The organism is Citricoccus parietis, assembly GCF_042433045.1.
Classification (GTDB): domain Bacteria; phylum Actinomycetota; class Actinomycetes; order Actinomycetales; family Micrococcaceae; genus Citricoccus; species Citricoccus parietis.
Genome location: NZ_JBHLWH010000021.1, coordinates 20,034 through 37,234 on the forward strand (window position 1 = coordinate 20,034; position 17,201 = coordinate 37,234).

Annotated in this window: 15 protein-coding genes and 1 tRNA gene; 11 read left to right on the top strand and 5 right to left on the bottom strand. The window is 70.2% G+C overall.

What is annotated here, in order from left to right:
- Positions 1-22: 22 nt before the first annotated feature.
- Entirely contained in the window at positions 23-2,389 is a 2,367-nt protein-coding gene (locus tag ACFFIO_RS07215; RefSeq protein ID WP_378040915.1) for a helicase-associated domain-containing protein, read from the bottom strand.
- 16 nt (positions 2,390-2,405) lie between these two features.
- Positions 2,406-2,693, bottom strand: a complete 288-nt coding sequence (locus ACFFIO_RS07220) for a hypothetical protein (RefSeq protein ID WP_378040916.1) — start codon at positions 2,691-2,693, stop codon at positions 2,406-2,408.
- A gap of 326 nt (positions 2,694-3,019) precedes the next feature.
- Here ACFFIO_RS07220 and ACFFIO_RS07225 point away from each other — a divergent pair, with 326 nt between their 5' ends.
- Positions 3,020-3,403 (top strand): cold-shock protein, encoded by a 384-nt coding sequence (locus ACFFIO_RS07225; RefSeq protein WP_378040917.1) that lies wholly within the window; start codon positions 3,020-3,022, stop codon positions 3,401-3,403.
- Positions 3,387-3,995, top strand: a complete 609-nt coding sequence (locus ACFFIO_RS07230; RefSeq protein WP_378040918.1) for a DUF3027 domain-containing protein — start codon at positions 3,387-3,389, stop codon at positions 3,993-3,995. The genes ACFFIO_RS07225 and ACFFIO_RS07230 overlap by 17 nt, the downstream gene beginning before the upstream one ends.
- Before the next feature lie 96 nt (positions 3,996-4,091).
- Here the strand turns inward: ACFFIO_RS07230 and serC are convergent, their stop codons facing one another.
- Positions 4,092-5,219 carry a phosphoserine transaminase gene (serC, locus tag ACFFIO_RS07235; RefSeq protein ID WP_378040919.1) on the bottom strand — a complete coding sequence of 376 codons (1,128 nt, stop codon included), beginning with the start codon at positions 5,217-5,219 and terminating at the stop codon, positions 4,092-4,094.
- Positions 5,220-5,458: 239 nt separating this feature from the next.
- Between serC and ACFFIO_RS07240 the strand changes: the two genes are divergently transcribed.
- From ACFFIO_RS07240 to ACFFIO_RS07260, 5 genes are all read left to right on the top strand, one after another.
- Positions 5,459-6,166 (top strand): iron-dependent transcriptional repressor DtxR, encoded by a 708-nt coding sequence (locus tag ACFFIO_RS07240; protein WP_188804035.1) that lies wholly within the window; start codon positions 5,459-5,461, stop codon positions 6,164-6,166.
- Positions 6,167-6,617: 451 nt separating this feature from the next.
- On the top strand, positions 6,618-7,478 hold the full coding sequence (locus ACFFIO_RS07245; RefSeq protein ID WP_378040920.1) for a C40 family peptidase: 861 nt from the start codon (positions 6,618-6,620) through the stop codon (positions 7,476-7,478).
- Positions 7,479-7,771: 293 nt separating this feature from the next.
- Entirely contained in the window at positions 7,772-8,266 is a 495-nt protein-coding gene (locus ACFFIO_RS07250; RefSeq protein WP_378040921.1) for an HNH endonuclease, read from the top strand.
- A gap of 73 nt (positions 8,267-8,339) precedes the next feature.
- Positions 8,340-8,639: a DUF6457 domain-containing protein gene (locus ACFFIO_RS07255; protein WP_378040922.1), complete on the top strand. Its 300-nt coding sequence runs from the start codon at positions 8,340-8,342 to the stop codon at positions 8,637-8,639.
- Positions 8,636-10,519 (top strand): ABC transporter ATP-binding protein, encoded by a 1,884-nt coding sequence (locus ACFFIO_RS07260; protein ID WP_378040923.1) that lies wholly within the window; start codon positions 8,636-8,638, stop codon positions 10,517-10,519. The genes ACFFIO_RS07255 and ACFFIO_RS07260 overlap by 4 nt, the downstream gene beginning before the upstream one ends.
- Before the next feature lie 2 nt (positions 10,520-10,521).
- Here ACFFIO_RS07260 and ACFFIO_RS07265 read toward each other — a convergent pair.
- Positions 10,522-10,598 (bottom strand) — tRNA-Arg (locus ACFFIO_RS07265).
- A 70-nt stretch (positions 10,599-10,668) separates the two neighbouring features.
- Complete coding sequence (locus tag ACFFIO_RS07270; protein WP_378040924.1) at positions 10,669-11,385, bottom strand: hypothetical protein; 717 nt, start codon at positions 11,383-11,385, stop codon at positions 10,669-10,671.
- A 194-nt stretch (positions 11,386-11,579) separates the two neighbouring features.
- Between ACFFIO_RS07270 and ACFFIO_RS07275 the strand changes: the two genes are divergently transcribed.
- The 4 genes from ACFFIO_RS07275 (at position 11,580) to sucC (ending at position 17,191) form a co-directional block, all read left to right on the top strand.
- A complete protein-coding gene (locus tag ACFFIO_RS07275) occupies positions 11,580-12,398 on the top strand; it encodes a hypothetical protein (RefSeq protein ID WP_378040925.1) in 819 nt (272 codons plus the stop codon).
- Positions 12,399-12,420: 22 nt separating this feature from the next.
- The gene (locus ACFFIO_RS07280; RefSeq protein WP_378040926.1) at positions 12,421-13,152 is read left to right on the top strand and encodes a sortase domain-containing protein; all 732 of its coding nucleotides are present in this window, start codon (positions 12,421-12,423) and stop codon (positions 13,150-13,152) included.
- A 98-nt stretch (positions 13,153-13,250) separates the two neighbouring features.
- Positions 13,251-15,797 (top strand): DNA helicase PcrA, encoded by a 2,547-nt coding sequence (gene pcrA / locus ACFFIO_RS07285; RefSeq protein ID WP_378040927.1) that lies wholly within the window; start codon positions 13,251-13,253, stop codon positions 15,795-15,797.
- Between the two features lie 215 nt (positions 15,798-16,012).
- Positions 16,013-17,191 (top strand): ADP-forming succinate--CoA ligase subunit beta, encoded by a 1,179-nt coding sequence (gene sucC / locus ACFFIO_RS07290; RefSeq protein WP_378040928.1) that lies wholly within the window; start codon positions 16,013-16,015, stop codon positions 17,189-17,191.
- Positions 17,192-17,201: the final 10 nt, after the last annotated feature.

A 17,201-nucleotide genomic window follows, 5' to 3' on the forward strand; every position in this document is an offset into this window, starting at 1 on the left:
CGGCATCGACTGCGCCAGTGAATCACACCGTGGTGGCCGAGACGATCCGGTGCAGCGGCACCACCGTCTCGGCCTCGCGGTCCGGAACGAGGCAGCGGACGCGTCCGCCGGCGACGGCCAGGGGCACCACGCGGCGGGACTGACGCTGGCCCCGTTGGTCCACGGTGACGAGATCGACCTCGGTCCGCTGGCGCGCGGCCTGGCGCAGCACGGCCACCGCCTCCTCGGTCCCCGCACCGCTCGGGGCCGGCTGCGGGGCCGACCGCAGCCGGGCGATCTGCGCGGCCAGCTCCTCCTCGGACGGCGACCAGCGCACGGCACGGACCGGCTCCGGGAAGGTGCCGCCCCCGGCGTGCGTGCGCGGTGCGGATCCGGAAGGGCGGTCGTCGGGGGAGGCTCCGACCGGGGCGGACCCGGCCCGGTGCCCGGCCTCCGTCAGCATCCGGTGCAGGACCGCCGGCCCGACGCCGGCCACCACCACGGTGGGTGCCAGCCGTTCCAGCCGGGCCGCGGCCAGGGCCGGATCGGCGACGATGACGTCCAGCAGATCCTCGTCGTCGGAACGCACCCAGGCGCCCGCGGCCCCGACGGTGAGCGTGCCGTGGCGCCGGGCCACGTCCCGGATCAGGTATCGCAGCGACTGGGGGATCGCGTCCTCGGAATGGTCCCCGAGGAAGGACTCGAGCTCCTCGGCGGTCGATCCCGCATCCAGCGCCCGGTGCAGCGAGGCATCGGAGAACCGGTAGACCCGGGCGGTGCCATCGCCCTCCACCTCGGCCATCGCCGCCAGCCGTCCGGCCACCTCCGGGTCCAGGTAGCCCGGGGCCACGGCGGTCAGGTCGCCTTGCAGACGCACCCTGGTGAGCGGGGTCGGCAGCGCGGTTCCGACGGCGGCGGCGGCCTCGTCGAGCAGCCCTGCCGCCACGAGCGCCCCGGCGGCGGTGAGTGCCCCGGCGCCGACCAGACCCAGCCGTTCGGCCTCCGCCAGCAGGGGGAGGGTGAAGGCGGCGCTGCGGGCGTGCTGCCGGGGTCCGCGCCACCGCTGCCGGTCCGGGACTGCTTCGTCCAACCGGGTGCTCGGCTGCTCATCGGAGACCTCCAGGGCCGCTTCGAGGACGGCCGCGCGGAGGCGGGGCGCGTCCGGGCGGTTGCGGTCCGGGGCCAGGGCACGCCCGGAGGCGGCGCCCACCGTGGCCGGGGTGACCGCGGTGAGGCCGGAGGGCCCGGGCGGTACGGGGCCGAGCATCGGTGCGCGGCCGCTGGACAGCCAACCGGCGACGAGGGCCTCCCACTGCACCTGGCGTTCGCTGCGCCGCCAGTCCGGGACCGTGGCGGCGGGAACCCAGACGGAGGTGTCCGGGTCCAGGATCACGAGACCGGCGGACGCCAGCAGCTCCAGCAGCCAGGAGACATCCTCGGGGGTGCCTGCAGCGGCGTCGGCCAGCCGCTTCAGGCCCCGCACCCCCACCCCGCCGGAGCGCAGGGTCGGCAGCCCGCCGCTCATCGCCTCCAGGAGGTCGGCGGCGCCGCGCAACAGGTCGCCGACGGCTGCCAGGGCGGCGTTGCGGGACAGGGCCGGGTTGACGGCTCGTCCGGACGGAGCCGGCGGGTCAGGGTGAACGGTGCGGCCGGCGGTCCCGCGACGCCAGGCCAGCCCGGCCTCCAGCGGGTGTTCGGCCACGGACCCCTCGGAACCGGACCGGTCCGCGCCCAGCGGCACCAACAGGCCGGTGCGCAGGAGCACCTCGTGGACGGGGCCCGGCGGCTCGGGGATCCGGGCGACGGGCGAGGACTGCAGCGCATCCAGTGCCGCGGTGGCACGGCTCAGGAGATCGCCCTGGACCGCCTCACTGCCGAGCAGGGTCAGCACGCCCTCACGGTCCGCGGGCAGGACCATCTCGGAGCCGAGGGCGGCGGCAGTCCGCCCGAAGGACAACGGGTGGGGGCCCAACGCGGCGGCGACCGGCACGGGGACACGCCAGCCGGCGGAATGCTCCACCACCAGGGCGGCCTCGGCGAGATCGTGCACCAGCGCGCTGACCGCCGCGAGGTGAGCTTCATCAGGGGCTGTGCCGGAGAATGACGGCGCCGTGCCGTCCGTGAGGAACGAGGCGAGCCGGGAGGGCGTGACGGTGGGGCCGGCGTCGGGCCCGGTGGTTGGCGGATTGCCCAGGACTGCCAGAACTGCCATGCCTTCGAGAACGTCCAGGTGGGCGCGGTCCAGGCCGTCCAGCGCTCGCAGGACGGACATCTGCGTACTGGCGCGGGCCGCGAGGGCGGCGAAGTCGGGGACCGGCGGGTGGCACAGGTCCGGGCGCAGCGAGAACAGCCGCTTCAGGCGATGGTCCGGCCACCCGGAGAGGTGGTCCGTCAGCGTGGCGGCCCTCATGCGCACCGGGGCCGGGTCAGGCGCGGCGTCTCAGGACGGCCTTCGCCACCACGTAGGTGAGCATCAGGACGAAACCGAGGGGGAGGCCGTAGAGGCCGAACCAGTAGAACAGGGGCCAGGCCGTGACACTGAGGAAGTAGGAGACCAGCAGCAACACCGTGGCCGCGAAGGAGACCGCGGTCAGGGTGGCGCCCACGATCAGCAGGGCCCTCAGCCAGGGCGAGGTCTCTGTGGTGGACGGGGCCGCGGTGGTGGGGGAGCCGTGGACACGGGTGTCGGGGGAGACGATGGGGCGAGCGGACATGGCCGCCAGTCTACGCCGGGTGCGCGCTGGGGTCCTCGGAGGGGAGGCCACGGGGGATTTCCGAGGGTGAGAGGGTATCCTGAGGGGGTTACAGACTTTCCCTTCCGACCGGCACGGGCCGCGGCACAGTGGAGCAGGGCCGCCCGGACCACGACGTCCGAGGACAGGACCAGCCCGCGAGCCGGCGGCGCAGCCAGGGCCCGGGGGCCTGCCGGACCACGAGGGTCCGCGGCCACCGAAGTGGCCTGGGGCGATGATCCGACCGGGCTGCGGCGGCACGCCGACAGGGCCGGAAGGGGCACCCAGGAGAGATAAGGACATCAAGAATGCCGACCGGCAAAGTAAAGTTCTACGATTCGACCAAGGGCTTCGGCTTCATCCACACGGATGAGGGACACGAGGTCCACCTGCCCGCCTCCGCACTGCCCGAGGGCGTGACCGAGGTCCGGGCCGGAACCCGTCTGGAGTTCGGTGTGGCCGAGGGCCGCCGCGGCCCCCAGGCCCTGAGCGCCCGCATTCTCACCGATGGTCCCTCCGTGGTCCGGGCGACCCGCCGCAAGCCGCAGGACATGGCCGTGGTGGTCGAGGACCTCATCAAGTGGATGGACATGGCCTCCAACAGCCTGCGCAAGGGTAAGTACCCGCAGAAGGCCCAGGCGGAGAAGATCGCCATGGCCCTGCGCAAGGTGGCCGATGAACTTGAAGCCTGAGACCTCCGCCCCTGAGGACGCCGTGGCAGACCCAACGGACGAGTCGCTCGCAGCCGGTGCTGACGGCGCTGCTGCCGCCGAGACTGTGCAGTCCGCGGGCCGCTCCGTGCGGATCCCGCCGAAGCCGACGCGGGCACCGCGCAAACGCACCCCGAAGCTGGACGACCTGCTGGCCGCGGCCGTGGATGAGGCCCGGGCGGCGCTGGAGGGCCTGGCCGAGGACGGGGACATCGGTGAGCACGTGGGCACCGTGGCGGACGACGACCGCCTGGTCACCCATCGCTTTGCCGCGACCCTGTCCGGCTACGGCGGCTGGGAGTGGTTCGCCACCCTGTCCCGGGCCCCCCGCAGCAAGGTCGTCACCGTGTGCGAGACCGGGCTGCTGCCCGGGGCGACGGCGATCCTGGCCCCCGACTGGCTGCCGTGGTCCGAGCGCGTGAGCCAGGAGGAGAAGATCCGCCTGGACGCGATCGCCGCCGGGGAGGACCCCGAGAAGGCCGTGGCCCGCGCCCAGGGCGAGCTGCAGGACGAGCAAGACCAGCAGGATCAGCAGGAGGAGCCCCGGGACGAGGACTCCGCACCGCAGGGCTGAGGGCCGCAGAACCGGCCCGAAGGACAACGACGGCGGCGCACCCGGGTGGGTGCGCCGCCGTCGTTCTCTGTCAGGTGCGGCTCAGGTCCAGGGCGCTCAGGAGAGGCGCTCGACGACGTGGTCGATGCAGGACAGCAGGGCCGTGACGTCGTCCGGGTCGATGGCGGCGAAGGTCGCGATGCGCAGCTGGTTGCGGCCGAGCTTGCGGTACGGCTCCACGTCCACCACGCCGTTGGCACGCAGGGTGGTGGCCACGGTGGCGGCGTCGACGCTGTCGTCGAAGTCGACCGTGGTGATCACGGCGGACCGGTCCTCGGGGCGGGTGACGAACGGGGTGGCGAAGCTCGAGCCCTCGGCCCAGGTGTAGACCCGGTTGGAGGAGTCCGCGGTGCGGGCCGTTGCGAAGTCCAGGCCGCCGTTGGAGTTCATCCACTGGATCTGGTTGTCCAGCATCACCAGGGTGGCCAGGGCCGGGGTGTTGTAGGTCTGGTTCTTGACCGAGTTGTCCACGGCGGTCTTCAGGTCCAGGAAGTCCGGGATCCAGCGACCGGAGGCCTTGATCTCCTCCACCCGGGCCAGCGCCGCGGGGGAGAAGAGCGCCAGCCAGAGGCCGCCGTCCGAGGCGAAGTTCTTCTGCGGGGCGAAGTAGTAGGCGTCGGCCTGGGACACGTCCACGGGCAGGCCTCCGGCGGCGGACGTCGCGTCCACGAGCACCAGGGCGTCATCCGCGGCGCCGGACACGCGCTGCACGGGAGCAGCCACGCCGGTCGACGTCTCGTTCTGCGGCCAGGCGTAGACGTCCACGCCGTCCTCGGCCTGCGGCTCGGGGCGGGTGCCCGGCTCGGAGGACAGGATGGACGAGGCCTCCAGGAACGGGGCCTGGTCCGTGGCCTTGGCGAACTTGGAGCCGAACTCACCGAAGGAGAGATGCTGGGCCCTGCTCCGCACCAGGCCGAAGCTGGCGGCATCCCAGAAGGCGGTGGAACCGCCCACGCCGAGGATGACCTCGTAGCCCTCCGGGGCGGAGAACAGCTGCGTCAGGCCCTGACGGACGCTGCCGACCAGGTTCTTGACCGGTGCCTGACGGTGGGAGGTGCCGAGCAGCTTGGGGCCGGCAGCCACCAGGGCCTGCACCTGGTCCGCGCGCACCTTGGACGGGCCGGCACCGAACCGTCCATCCTGCGGCAGCAGGTTCTGGGGAATGGTCACCTCGGGTGTGCTCATGGGATCTCCTGACGTGTCGGTAGGTCTCGGCCGGGCCGCGAAAGGCCATTCTCCCGCACGGTGGGGCCCGAGAGCACCACGTGTCGGGTGGGCCCTGCTCGGCCCGTGGCGGAACTCGCCCCCCGGTCCTGGCCGCACGACTAGGATGGATAGTGGACTTCCCGTGTCCGCGCCCTCCATGGTCGGTGGGCAGTGACGGACACGACGCAACGTTGGGGACCTGGAGAGGAACATCAGCCGTGACGGACCTGATCGATACCACCGAGATGTATCTGCGCACCATCCTCGAGCTCGAGGAGGAGAGCATCGTCCCGCTGCGCGCCCGCATCGCCGAACGTCTGGACCATTCCGGCCCCACCGTGTCCCAGACCGTCGCCCGCATGGAACGTGACGGCCTGGTGCACGTCCGCAACGACCGGCACCTGGAACTGACCGAGGACGGCCGCGAGAAGGCCGTGGGCGTGATGCGCAAGCACCGCCTCGCCGAACGCCTGCTGGCCGACGTCATCGGCCTGGACTGGGCCTATGTGCATGAGGAGGCCTGCCGCTGGGAGCACGTCATGAGCGAGCAGGTCGAACTGCGCCTGCTTGAACTGCTCCACAACCCGGCGGAGTCGCCCTACGGGAACCCGATCCCGGGCCTGGGCCACCTCCAGGTCCCGGCGCCGGGTCACGGATCCCCGTTCGACCGGGGCGAGCGGCTCTCGGTCGTGTCCAGCCAGCCTGGCCGCTATACCGTGGTGCGCCTGACCGAGGCCATCCAGACGGACCCTGAGCTGTTGGGAGAGCTGGCGTTGGCCGGCGTCCGTCCCAACCAGGACATCGAGATCGTGGCAAGTGACGGATATGTCACAGTCCGGCCCGCGGAGGCTGTCGAGGGCGGGGTGGCGCTCGAGGTGAACGGGGAGACCGCCTCTCACATCATCGTGGAGCGTCGCCAGCTCTGAACCACGGTGGCTGACGGGTCAATTGCGGGTGACCAGCGGCGTTGTGGCATGATGTGAGGCGGTGCAGGCCGCGCCAGGCCTCGGCCGGCGGCGCAGCAATGAAGATTCCGGTCGGTGGACCGGTGTGGCAATCACGCCGACGGATCACCGGAACCCGTTGAAGAAGGCACTGGCGTTACAGCTTCTGCACCGATTCGTGATCTGGCATTGATCGAAGAATCCGCGGAAATACGCGGGTTTCAGCCCGATTTTCCGAGTTCTCCCCACGCTCCGTGACCTCAGCGTGACATCTATAAACTTTTGATATACCTTGGATCCAGCGCTTCGGACAGTCCTGATCGAAGCGACAGATCGTTGGTTTGCCATTCCCCCCGCGACCACGATGCACACAGCAGTCGTCAATCATGGCGGGGGCGGGCTCTGTCCGTAGGCACGTGAGAGAGGTATTTACGTGTCGAAGCGCAGCTCCGCAGCACGCCACCGCGCCGTTCCGGCGAACTCCAACCCGCTGGAGGCCATCTCCAAGGCCGTCTCGTCGAACGCCGGGACCGTCGGTCGCCAGGCCGCCGTCGTGGCCGCCGCCTCCGGGCTCGTGCTGTCGATCGGCATGCCGGCTCAGGGCGCAGCGCCGGCCGTGCGCGAGACCACCAGCATCCCGGCCCCGGGCCTGGACATCGAGCGCGCCGCGGTGACCACCGTCAACGTCGCCGCTGCCAAGGACGCCAAGGTCGAGCTCGACCGCGCCTCGGTCACGTCCAAGCCGGCACCGGAGCCCGAGCCGGCACCGGAGCCCGAGTACACCGCCGCCTCCCGGACCACCACCTCCGAGCAGAGCGAGTCCACCGAGCAGAGCGAGCAGACCGAACGGTCCACCTCCTCTGCCTCCTCTTCTTCCCAGGAATCCTCGCAGGAGCCCTCCGCGACCCAGGAGGCCGCTGCAGAGCCGGCTCCGGCCGCGCAGAGCTCCAGCGTGGGCGGCGTCGTGGGTGCTGCCTACGCCGGCGTGGGTGTGCCGTACGTCTACGGCGGCAAGACCACCTCCGGCTGGGACTGCTCGGGCTTCGTGTCCTGGGCCTACCGCCAGGCCGGGATCAACATTCCCTCCTCGACGTCCGCCATCCGTGGCTCCGGGCTCTTCGTTCAGACGTCCAACCCGAAGCCGGGCGACCTGGTGTTCCAGAACGGTGGCGGCCACGTCGGCATCTACGTCGGCAACGGCCAGATGATCGGCGCCCAGAACCCCTCAGTGGGCACCTTCCAGCACTCCGTGACCCGGAACCCGCTGATGGGGTACTACACCTACGTCGGCTGACCACCGACTGCATGACCCGGCCCTGAGTGCCGGTGAATGACGACTGCTACGAGGACCCCTCCGCATGGAGGGGTCCTCGGTCGTTTCCGCCGTGAAGGGGACGTGAAGGCCCCGTGAACACTCTCGGCGACACGCCCGGTAGCGGTGGTGCCTGAACCACAGGGTGCCCCGGCGGCGCGTATCCTGAGTCTGATCGTCAACCCGATTCATCCCCGCAGACGCCGGATGGCCGGGTCGGTACCCGGCGGACGATCCGGCGCCCGCGGCACAGACGAAGCCGCGAGGTACGTCCCATGCGCACTCTGGTCCTGAATGCCGGCTACGAGCCGCTGTCCGTCGTCAGCTACCGGCGCGCCATCCTGCTGGTGGGCACCGGCAAGGCGAGCGTTCTCGCCGATGGCGGGGATCCCGTCGTCGGACCCTCCACCACCGTGCGCCGGCCCGCCGTCATCCTGCTCACCCGGTACGTCCGCATCCCGCACTCCGATTCGACGCCCGTGTCTCGCCGCGGGGTGCTGCGCCGCGATGGTCATCTCTGCGCCTACTGCGGGCGGACCGCCACCACGGTGGACCACGTCCACCCCCGGTCCCGCGGCGGTGAGGACTCCTGGGAGAACCTGGTGGCCTGTTGCCTCGCCTGCAACAACGCGAAGGGGGACCGCACCCTGGCTCAGATCGGCTGGGCCCTGCGCATCACCCCGGCCCGCCCGCGCGGCGCCCAATGGAGGATCCGCGAGTTGGAGAAGCCCGCCGAGCAGTGGACGGACTTCCTCGCGGCGGTGGCCTGATCCGGCTGTGGCTGGAGCTTTGGTAAGGCTGTCCACACCGGATCCGCGGAACGCCCGGACCTAGACTGGTGCGGTGTCCGAGACCCAGCCCGCCGCGCCACAGCCAGCCACCCTGCCCTCGGCCACCGGGTGGCCAGCCGAGCTGATGACCGCACTCGAGCTGGACGGCGTCCACCCGGACTTCGCCCGGCTGGCGCGCCTCGCCCGGAACGCCGCGGACGCGTCGGGGAACGACGGCGACGCGGCGGCCACCGCTTTCATCGCCGGCTACGCCGCGGGGCTGGCCGAGGGATCGGGCCAGGCCGACTTCGACCGGGCCCACCGCGCGTCGCTCAGGGGAATCGAACGGCTGCTGGACCGGCCCACCCCATGAGCATGGAACGCGCGGCCATGCAGGCCATGCGCCGAGCCAGCCACGGTGACCCCTCCGGCGGGCGCCGGCTCCAGCCGGGCACCATCCGGCGCACCCTGGACTTCGTCCGCCGGTACAAGGGCAAGCTGGTCTTTTACCTGATGCTCTCCGTGGTCGGGGCGGTCCTGGGCGTGGCCTCGCCGATCCTGGCCGGTGACGTGGTGGACGCGATCGTGGGCGGCGGGAACGCCGACCGCATCGTCCAGCTGGCCCTGCTGATCGCCACCGTGGCTGTCCTGGACGCCGTCCTGGCCGTGGTGACCCGCTGGCTGTCCTCAGACCTGGGTGAGCGGATCATCTACGACCTGCGCACGGCGGTGTTCGACCACGTGCAGAAGATGCCGATCGCGTTCTTCATGCGGACCCGGACCGGTGCGCTGGTCTCGCGGCTCAACAACGACGTGATCGGTGCCCAGACGGCGATCTCGAGGACCCTGTCCGGCGTGGTGATGAACTTCGTCTCCGTGGTGCTCACCCTGATTGTCATGCTGACCACCTCGTGGCAGATCACGCTCGTCTCGCTGGTGCTGCTGCCGCTGTTCTTCATCCCCGCCCGCGTGATGGGTGGCAAGATCGCCGAGCTCAGCCGCAGCCAGGCGCACCGCAACGCGGCGATGGGCGACCAGATGACCGAGCGCTTCTCCGCCCCCGGCGCCACGCTGGTCAAGCTTTTCGGCCAGCCGCAGCGCGAATCGGCCGAGTTCGCCTCACGGGCGGACCGGGTGCGGGACACCGGCGTGGGGATCTCCGTGCGCCAGTCCGTGTTCATGACCGCACTGACGCTGGTCTCGGCGCTGGCCCTGGCCGCCGTGTACGGCGTCGGTGGTCTGCAGGCCCTGGCGGGCCAGCTCAACGCCGGCGATGTGGTCACCCTCGCCCTGCTGCTGACCCGCCTGTACGGCCCGCTGACCGGCCTGGCCAGTGCGCGGGTGGAGATCATGGGCGCCCTGGTCTCCTTCGACCGGATCTTCGAGGTCCTCGACCTGGAACCGCTCATCCGCGAGAAGCCCGAGGCGCGGGCCATCCCGGCCGGACCCATCACCCTCGAGGTGCAGGACGTCCGCTTCGCCTACCCGAGTGCGGACCAGGTCTCCCTGGCCTCCCTTGAGGACGTCGCGGTCCTGGACCGCCGGGGCGGCTCCGAGGTCCTGCACGGCATCTCCTTCACCGTGCAGCCCGGCCAGACCTATGCCCTGGTCGGCACCTCCGGCGCGGGCAAGTCCACCATCGCGTCCCTGCTCGCCCGGCTGTACGACGTCGGCTCCGGCACCATCCGCTACAACGGCACCGACCTGAGGGACACCACGTTCGCGTCCCTGAAGGAGACGGTCGGGATGGTTACCCAGGACGGGCACCTCTTCCATGACACGATCCGCGGGAACCTGTCCCTGGCCCGGCCCGAGGTCGGCGATGCCGAGATCTGGGACGCGATCGACCGAGCCCGGCTGCGCGGGGTCGTGGAGGGCCTTCCGGACGGCCTGGACACCGTGGTGGGGGAGCGCGGCTACCGGCTCTCCGGCGGCGAACGCCAGCGCATGACCATCGCCCGCCTGCTGCTGGCCGCACCGCGCGTCGTGCTGCTGGACGAGGCCACCGCGGCCCTGGACTCCACCTCGGAGAAGGCCGTGCAGGCCGCCCTCGCGGAGGCCCTCCAGGGGCGCACTGCCGTAGTGATCGCCCACCGGCTCTCCACCATCCGCTCCGCCGACCGCATCCTCGTTGTGGAGGAAGGGCGCGTGGTGGAGGAGGGTCCGCACGAGGCTCTGCTGGCCGCCGGCGGACGGTATGCGGAGCTGTACCGGACGCAGTTCGACGATCCCTCCACGGATACGTCGCGGTGATGTGGTGCCCCCGACTGGATTCGAACCAGCGACCTGCCCTTTAGGAGAGGGCCGCTCTATCCTGCTGAGCTACGGGGGCCAGGGACCGTGGACGCCGAGCATTCAGCCCGGAGCGCCGGTCCACCAGAACATCCTACGCAACGATCACGCTAGCGTGGCTTCGGCGACCCTGCCGCGATCTGCGCCTTGCGCTCGGCGACCGCACGGCGGACCTTGCCGAGGATCATCAGCACCACCCAGAGGGCGATCACCACGAGCAGCACCCACCGGACCGAGGTGAAGGCCGAGGCCAGCCCGGCTCCCTCTCCACCGGCGTCCAGCGCCGACTCGATCAGCATGTTCTCCGTGATGTCCACCACGGCGAAGACGGCGCCGGCGGCGTACGAGAGCCAGCGGCCCCAGCCCCGGGGCAGGCACCAGGCGGCCACGGCGGACACGCAGAGGAAGACGAACAGCGGGAAGATCACCCCGGCGGTCTTGTGCACCCAGTTCAACTGGCCGTGCGCGGCCTCGTTCATCGCCGCGTCGAGCTCCGCGAGGGCCGCCACGTCATAGGTGAAGCGGTGGTCCGGCATCGGCAGCCCGCCGGACAGCGCGGACATCTGCGGCAACACCATGATGTGCAGGTAGAAGAACATGAACAGCGTCGCGCCGATCAGCGCGATGACGAGCATGCCGGGGCTGCCCTGCTGCTGCCCCGAGGTCCGCAGGTCCTGCTTCACCTGGCTCACGGACACCGCGGGGTGCCGGACGGGTACGACGTCGGCCGGACGCTGGTCCTGCCCCTTCGCCTGGCGCTGGGCGCCGGTCTTGGCCCCGGCCGGGTGGCCGGCGGAGCCCTTCCTCTGGTTCTTCTTCTGCGACACGGTGAACCTCCAGCCTCGATTATCCCAGTTGTCCGGGACGTCCGTGGCCAGTCTCGGCCGCCGTCCGGTGGCACGGTCTCCAGCCCCGCCCCGAGGCCCTTTCCCTGCTCCAGGAAAGTTTCTTCACCTCCGACCCATCCGACCCGAGTGTGACTCCGAACACCCTGTACCGGAACAACAACGAGGAGATTGTCATGCGTAAGAAAATGCTCTTGGCCCCCGTGATCGCGCTGGGTGCCCTGACCTTGACGGCGTCCCCTGCACTGGCCCACAGCGGCCATGGCGGTGAGGGGAGCACCACCGGCACCACGACCAGCACCCACGAGGGTGCCTGGTCCGGCCAGGCCACCCTGGACCCGCTGAATGACAGCGGTACCACCGGGCAGGCCATGATCGAGCTGGACGGCAATGAGGCCACGGTCACGGTCGACGTCTCCGGGGCCGCGGAGACCTTCATGGACGGCCCGTTCCCCCACGCCCAGCACATTCACATCGCCAGCCAGGGCGTCTGCCCCACTCCGGAGGCCGACACCGATGGGGACGGTGCCATCAGCGTTCCGGAGGGCCATCCCTTCTACGGGGAGATCGGCACCTCCCTGACCACCGAGGGTGACACCAGCGCCGATTCGGCCCTCGCGATCGAGCGGTTCCCGGGCGGTTCCGCCTACAACTACGAGCGCACCTTCGAACTCAATGACGCCACCGCTGCTTCCCTGGCGGACGGCACCGCCGTGGTGGTGGTGCACGGCGTGGACCCGGCCAAGCTGAGCGCCGAGGCGCAGGAGAAGCCGAGTGAACTCGACCCGGCCCTTCCCTTGGCTGCCACCCTGCCGGCCGCCTGCGGCACGGTGAACGTCTCGCAGATGGGCCAGATGCCGGAGGGCGGCGCTGATACCGGATCGCCGGTCCAGCAGTCCGACACCTCGGGGATCTTCGTGGGCGTGGGTGCCCTCGCCGTGGCCGCCCTGGGTGGCGGCGCGTGGGCGGTCAGCCGCCGTTCGAGCCGGGCCTGAGCGACCGGAGGCAGTCCACACCATGAAGTCCCCTACTACCGGTCGCCGCGCAGTCCTGGCGGGCTGCGCGGCGACCGCCCTGGTGCTCATCGCCTCCTGCTCGGCACCGCAGGGCCCTTCCGGTGCGGAATCTGCCGGGCCGGGCGAATCGTCGGCCAGCGCTATGGCCGGACCTTCCGCGACGGTGTCACCGACGCAGACGCAAGCGCAGACACCGGCGCCGACGACGTCGCCCTCGGCTGCCGCCAGCGACTCCACGGCCACCACCGACCCGCCGGAGCCCGAGCCGGAGACCCTGCCGGCCTCGGAGCCGACCACGATCTCCGTGCCGGGGATCAACGTCGAGTCCGAGGTGATGCAGCTCGGCCTGCAGGAGAACGGGATGATCGAGGTCCCGCCCTACAACCTGGGCTCCCCGGCCGGCTGGTTCGTCCACTCGCCGACCCCCGGGGAGGTCGGGCCCTCCGTCATCCTGGGGCACCGCAACGGCATCGAGGGCGGTCCGGGGATCTTCGCCGACCTTCCGCAGACCGAGGTGGGGGACTCCATCGAGGTCACCCGGCAGGATGGCTCAGTCGCCAGCTTCACCGTCTACCGCACTGAACTGTTCCGTAAGGATGAGGGCTTCCCCACCCTGGAGGTCTACGGCAACACCGAGGGGCCGGAGATCCGGCTGATCACGTGCGACGGCTTGAACGAGGAGACGGGCATGCTGGAGGACAACTTCATCGTCTATGCGACCTTGGACACCTGAGCCCCCGACTGAAGCGCCAGCGGAGGAGCATCGGCGGCAATTGGCGCTGTGGACGGCCCCTTCGGGCGTCCGGCCCGCTCGGTAGACTGGACGCCACCATGCCCCAGAATTTCCAGACCTCCCTGCCCGGCCTGTTCACCTCCCGCACCACCGAGCCAGTCGGCGCGGATCCGGAGGCCTTCACCTCCGCTGCCCCGGCGCACCGGGCCCCGACGGCCGACGAGCTGCTGGAGGGGCTGAACGAACAGCAGAAGCAGGCCGTGGTCCATACCGGCGGCCCGTTGCTGATCGTCGCGGGCGCCGGCTCGGGCAAGACGCGCGTACTGACCCACCGCATCGCCTATGCCCTGGCCACCGGCAGGGCCCGGCCGCACGAGATCCTGGCGATCACCTTCACCAACAAGGCCGCCGCGGAGATGCGCGAACGCATCTCCGCCCTGATCGGTCCGGCGGCCCAGAAGATGTGGATCTCCACCTTCCACTCCTCGAGCGTGCGCATCCTGCGCCGGGAGGCCGCCTCGGTGGGCCTGAAGTCCAACTTCTCGATCTACGATTCCGCGGACTCCCTCCGCCTGGTCACCTCGATCGTCAAGGCCCATGACCTGGACCCCAAGAAGTTCACGCCCAAGTCGATGCTCAACAAGATCAGTGCGCTGAAGAACGAGCTCGTGGATGCCGAGGACCACTCCTCGACCGTCTCCGAGTCGGATCCGTTCGCCCAGGCGGTGTCCACCGTTTACCTGGAGTACACCCAACGGCTGCGCCAGGCCAACGCCATGGACTTCGACGACCTCATCGGCATGACGGTCAACATCTTCGAGGCGTTCCCCGCCGTGCTGGACAATTACCGCCGCCGCTTCCGGCACGTGCTGGTGGACGAGTACCAGGACACCAATCACGCCCAGTACCGCCTCGTCCGCCTCCTGACGGGTCCGGCCCACGAGCCGGAAGGAGTGGAGACGGCCGGCGGTGAGCTGACCGTGGTGGGCGACTCGGACCAGTCCATCTACGCGTTCCGCGGCGCGGACATCCGCAACATCGTGGAGTTCGAACAGGACTACAGCCAGGCCACCACCATCAAGCTCGAGCAGAACTACCGCTCCTCACAGACCATCCTGGACGCCGCCAACGCGGTGATCTCCAAGAACCCGAAGCGCCGGCCCAAGAACCTGTGGACCGCGGAGGGAGCGGGGGAGAAGATCATCGGCTACGCGGCCGAGAACGAGTCCGCCGAGGCCGAATGGATCGCCACCACCATCGACCGGCTGCAGGACGAGGACGGGATCCGGCCGGCCGACGTCGCCGTGTTCTACCGGACCAACGCGCAGTCCCGTTCGCTGGAGGAACGCCTCGTCACCAAGGGCATCCCGTACCGGGTCATCGGCGGCACGCGGTTCTACGACCGAAAGGAGATCAAGGACGCGCTCGCCTACCTGCGCGTGCTGGAGAATCCCGACGACGACGTGAACCTGCGCCGGATCCTCAACGAACCCAAGCGCGGGATCGGGGATCGCGCCGAGGGCGCGGTGGCGGCACTGCAGACGCGCAACCGGTCGACCTTCTTCGAGGCCCTCCGGCAGGCGGACCAGGCGCCCGCGATGGCCAGCCGATCGGTGAAGGCGGTCAACGGCTTCGTCCAGATGATGGAGGACCTGGCCCAGGTGGCCGCCACCTCGGGTGCCGCCACCGTACTGGAAGCGGTGCTGGAGCAGACCGGCATGCTCACCGCCCTGCGCTCCTCGGAGGACCTGCAGGACGAGTCCCGGGCGGACAACCTCGGCGAACTGGTGGCCGTGGTCCGGGAGTTCGAGAAGAACAACCCCGGCGGGACGCTGGGAGACTTCCTTGAACAGGTGGCCCTGGTGGCCGATGCCGACCAGCTGCCGGACGCCTCGGACGAGGAGGGGGCGGAACTGGCCGAACAGCTCGGCCAGGTCACGCTCATGACCCTGCACACGGCCAAGGGCCTGGAGTTCCCGGTGGTGTTCCTGACCGGCATGGAGCACGGGGTGTTCCCGCACTCACGGTCCATGACGGACGAGAAGGAGCTGGCCGAGGAGCGCCGGCTGGCCTACGTGGGCCTGACCCGGGCGCGGAAACGCCTGTTCGTCTCGCGTGCGGAGGCCCGGTCCCTGTGGGGGCAGCATCAGTTCAACCCGCCCAGCCAGTTCCTGGGAGAGATCCCCGAGAGCCTGCTGGACTGGGAGCGGGAGGGCTCCGCGCGTCCCGCCGGTTTCGCCGGAGGGGCGTTCGGTGGATGGGGTGGCGGCTCCATCGGCGGGCACGGTGGGCAGAACGGTCAGTACGGCCAGTCCGGCTCTCAGTCTCGCTATCCGCAGCGGTTCTCCGGCTCCCACTGGGGGGCCGGTGGGCCGACGTCCAACCGGCCTGCCCGCGCGTCGGGCAGCTATGCGGAGGACGCGGAACTGAAGGTCCCCCAGCGTGGGGCCGCCCGCACCCGGGTGCAGCCGCAGAAGGAGCTGATCTCGCTGAGTCCCGGGGATCACGTGGAGCACGGGACCTTCGGCCGCGGCACCGTCCTGAGCCTGGAGGGCCAGGGAGACAAGATCGTGGCCAAGGTGAGCTTCGACGGCACCGAGAAACGGCTGTTGCTGCGCTACGCCCCGCTGAGCAAGGTCGAGTGACCGCCCGGTGGAATAACCGACCGAGCCTGCCGTGGACTAAGGTATGGGATGGAACGCCCGGGGAATCCCTGGGCTTCCGGCCGGCTTCCGCCGTGCCGGACATGCTTCGGTCGATGTCAGGGGTGGAAACGCCCTTCGTCACTGCACTGTGGTGTGCCTGATGCCGCTCGCGGAATCCGACCGTCCCCGTTTTCGACGTAGAAGGACTGCAACCCGTGGACCTGTATGAATACCAGGCGCGCGATCTGTTCGAGGCACACGGTGTTCCCGTGCTGGCTGGCATCGTGGCGCAGACTCCGGAAGAGGCCAAGGCGGCCGCTGAGAAGATTGGCGGCGTGACCGTCGTCAAGGCCCAGGTGAAGGTCGGTGGCCGTGGTAAGGCCGGCGGCGTGAAGGTCGCCAAGACCGCCGATGAGGCATTCCAGTACGCCAAGGACATCCTGGGCATGGACATCAAGGGCCACACGGTGCACCAGGTCATGATCGCCCAGGGCGCCGACATCGCCGAGGAGTACTACTTCTCCGTGCTGCTGGACCGCGCCAACCGCACCTACCTGGCCATGTGCTCGGTCGAGGGTGGCATGGAGATCGAACAGCTCGCCGTTGAGCGCCCCGAGGCCCTGGCCAAGGTTCCCGTCTCCGCGCTGACCGGCATCGACGCCGAGACCGCCGCCACCATCGTGGCCGAGGCCAACTTCCCCGAGGAGCTGCGCGGCAAGGTCGCGGATGTCCTGGTCAAGTTGTGGGATGTCTTCGAGAAGGAGGACGCCACCCTCGTGGAGGTCAACCCGCTGGTCAAGACCGGCGCCGGTGACATCGTCGCCCTCGACGGCAAGGTCACCCTGGACGAGAACGCCGAGTTCCGCCAGGAGGGTCATGCAGCACTGGTGGACAAGCGCACCGAGGACCCGCTGGAGGCCAAGGCCAAGGCCAACGACCTCAACTACGTCAAGCTCGATGGCCAGGTCGGCATCATCGGCAACGGCGCCGGCCTCGTGATGTCCACGCTGGATGTGGTCGCCTACGCCGGTGAGAACCACGGCAACGTCAAGCCCGCCAACTTCCTGGACATCGGCGGTGGCGCCTCGGCCGAGGTCATGGCCAACGGCCTGGACGTCATCCTGAACGATGAGCAGGTCAAGTCCGTGTTCGTGAACGTCTTCGGTGGCATCACCTCCTGTGACGCGGTGGCCCACGGCATCGTCAAGGCCCTCGAGATCCTGGGCGACGCCGCCACCAAGCCGCTCGTGGTGCGCCTGGACGGCAACAACGTCGAGGAGGGCCGCCGGATCCTCTCCGACGCCAACCACCCGCTGGTGACGCTCGCCACCACCATGGACGAAGGCGCCGACAAGGCCGCTGAACTCGCCAACACCGCGCCGGCTGACAAGTAAGGACCCCTCA